Consider the following 3,338-nt stretch of genomic DNA (forward strand, 5'->3'; position numbering starts at 1 on the left):
TTCTAACTCTACAAACTCTTGGATTTTGACTCCAGCAAGACCCAATAACTTATCAAGAGGAACCAATGTTCGTCATGGAACTCAGTATCTCATTATACTATCGACACCAAAATGTCAGGAGAGCCGATCAGATTAGAAACATCCCGATCTTGCTGGTAGATCTTCCAAAATGTCTTACAGTCTCTTTCATAGGTGCGGATACTTTTGATTTGCGTCACTAAGTTAAGAACCCGTTGTCGAGCTTCCTCAGTTACAGAATCAAGCTTATGATTATCCTCAGCCTCTGTCAGACAGAGATAAATCCGTCTCAGCCACTGAGGCAACGTGGGTCGCAAAAAAGAACTGCTCTGGCGCTGATTGAGCAAATTCAGGAGATTATTGATCGCAGGTTGCAACACCTGAAAGATCTCAGCATCAAAGGGAGCCGGTGGTAGATCATCAGGTTTGGAAAACTCTCCAGGTTGACAGTAGAGGAGCTGGAAGATCGAAGCCCAATCACTCTGAAGCTGAGCGGGATTCATCGCAATCTGACCCGCTTGTCGGGGGTAAAAATGCCAGAAGTGGCGATCTTTAACCTGAAAGGCCAAAAACAACCCCTCCTGTGGAGCCTGATAACGAGTGCTATGGATCCCGAGTGGGATCTCCTCCACCGCCTGCATGCCCGACTGCTGAATAAACTCCAGAAGTGGGAATTTCATTTCATCCAGAGACACCAAATCTACTTTGGTCTCCAGAGCCTGTAAAACCTCACTCTGTGCACTCGGGGATTGAGCCTCCTTCAGCAGCCGGATCTCTTCTAAAGAGCGTTCTGAAATCACCTCGCCTAGCACACTAGCATCCAGGCCCACCTGCTGATCAATCAAGGCAATGCGCTGCTGCAACTTCTTCACCAAGCCTAACAACGACTCCAGACCTTGCTCAGGGAAACCATTGATGATCATCAACTCCTCAAAAGGGGATCCCATGCGGTCGATGCGGCCTGCCCGCTGGATCATCCGCACCGGATTCCAGTGCAGATCGTAATTAACCAGGGCAGCCGCCTCTTGAAGGTTTTGCCCCTCAGATAATACATCTGTGCAGATGATCAGATCGATTTCCTCTTCAGGCGAGCATCCCCGTTCCTGATCAGAAAGTCGATTGAACCGAGGAGCAAATCGCCTTACCAGAACCTCCCGCTGCCGATTTGGAGTTTTGCCCGTGAGCAGTTCTATGCGCAAACTCGCAGAAGAATCCCGCAGAGCTGGTCGCTTCTCGGCCATAGCCCGAAGCCACTCCGTATCCTCTAGTAGCTGCTGGTAAAGGTACTCAGCGGTGTCTCTGTAGTAACTAAACACAATCACCTTTTCCTGCTCCAGACTGAGCATCATCTGCTTAAAAGACAGCAATTTGAGATCAAAATCCTCGCCAGTCTGTACCTCTGACTGAATACGATCTATCCCCTTGATGATCTGGTTGAGCACCTCCTGATCCGCCCGAATTGCTCGGGTCAACTCCTCTAGGTCATAGTGAGTGGGATCCACGCTAGGGAGAGATGCCAAAAAATCTTCCACAGAATCATCCAGTTCTTCTGCCTCTAGAGCGATTAGACGTCGATATCGGGATCCATCCAGCAGTTGACCCTGACGGAGGAAATCCAAAAATCGGTCTTGAAAGGCAGCCTGCCAACGAATGCTATATTCAAAAGCCTTGATCGAACTCTCCAGCCGCTTCAGGTAAAGGGTTTTCATCAGGCTCGTGATCACTTCGTTGCGCAATTCCTCTTCCGTTGACTTGATTTGCTTCTCTCGCAGATAGTGATCGAGATTATAGGGAGCGAGAAAAAGCTCTTCGATATAGGTAACCCAACGGCCATAAAGCCTATGAAAGCTATCCTCAAAGTTGTAGGTAAACTGCCCTAGAATCCGACGAGGAAAGCGGATCTCCTGGCCACCGATGATGATCTTTTCTCCCGCCTGCTGACGCTTTAAGACATCCATACGGGAGCGTCGCACCATCGTCTGAAACAGAAGTTCTGTGATTTGACCCTTGCCCTTATCCAAATCCTTAAAGAGTTGAAATAGATTGGGGATCCCCCAGCTACTGTAATACCGGTCATCATTGCGAGTTAGCAATAACACCTGATGGTATAGGTCAAAGATCGTATTGTTGATGGGAGTAGCCGTGAGCAGCACCACCCACTTACGACGACGTCCGCCACAAATTAGGCGTTGTAGATTGGCATAGCGGCTGGTTAGTTTATTGCGGAAGTTATGGGACTCATCCACAATGATGATGTCGCAATAGCTGTAGCGTCGGCTGTTGAAATCAGGCCGCCCCATCTCTTCCTGAGACAACAGATCCGCCATCAGGCCAAATTCCCTTAACTTCGGTTCCCACACCAAATTACGCACCTGAGCGGGGCTGATCACCAGTGCACGGGGCACGTAACCGGGTTGTCGTCGCTCCGCTAGAACATGGTCGATCAGGCGCAAACCAATATAGGTTTTTCCCAACCCCACTGCATCAGCAACAATAGCCCCCCCATGACGCTCCAACAATTGCAAGGCTCGCTCAAACCCTTCCTGTTGGAAATCCGCCAGTTCCAAGGTTGTCGCTTGTCCTTTGACCGCCGGGCTCTCCTTCGGCTGAAATAGGGTGTAGAGACAACGCATCAGGATCTGGTGAGGAGTATAGGCTCGACTGCCAAACTTAGAGCGTTCCAGCTCGGCAATCAATTTGGATTTGTAGTCCTTATCTACACTGGGATGATCCCAAAACTCTGTAAACCAGGTGTTGCGCATCTCCTGAGCTGCTTGGGCATCTGCGAGCAGGACATTGAGCTCGGTATTGCCCTCCAACCCAGGCACAGTGAAATTACTGGATCCCACAATGCTGTAACTGGGGAATAAGTAGGCCTTGGCATGTAGAAAGGGAGTGCGTTCTCCGGTGGCTCCGTACAACCGCACCTCCACATGATCTTGGTTGAGAAACGCAATCAACCGATCGATGCAATGCTTGTATTCCAGCCTAAAGGTGGAGGACTCTAGCTGGCTCTGAAGTTCACGGCGTAAATAGTCTTGCAGATCAATTCGATCCGGTTCTGCCGGCTTAATCGTAGGATCCCGGCCAATCAATAGACGCAGACGGCTGAGTTTATGAAAGGCTCGCTCTAGTCGGATCTAGGCTTCAATGCGAAAGAAGCCGGTGGCAATATCCAACTCAGTCTGTTTCTCCCTGGTTGACTGACAAAACTAATCGGTGACATAGCAGTACGTGTGTATTTTGAATTCGATTCGATAGGTACGCTGGTCATGCTGCTTCCGAGACGCCATGGTTGGTTCAGGATCGCGGTTACAGGT

1 protein-coding gene is annotated in these 3,338 nt (G+C 49.7%); it reads right to left on the reverse strand.

All coding sequences use genetic code 11. The annotated features are described in order from the left end of the window. Positions 1-92: 92 nt before the first annotated feature. Positions 93-3,113, reverse strand: a complete 3,021-nt coding sequence (locus tag JX360_RS17130) for a helicase-related protein (protein ID WP_244353428.1) — start codon at positions 3,111-3,113, stop codon at positions 93-95. Between the last annotated feature and the right edge of the window lie 225 nt (positions 3,114-3,338).

This window comes from Thermostichus vulcanus str. 'Rupite', from assembly GCF_022848905.1.
Classification (GTDB): Bacteria; Cyanobacteriota; Cyanobacteriia; order Thermostichales; family Thermostichaceae; genus Thermostichus; species Thermostichus vulcanus_A.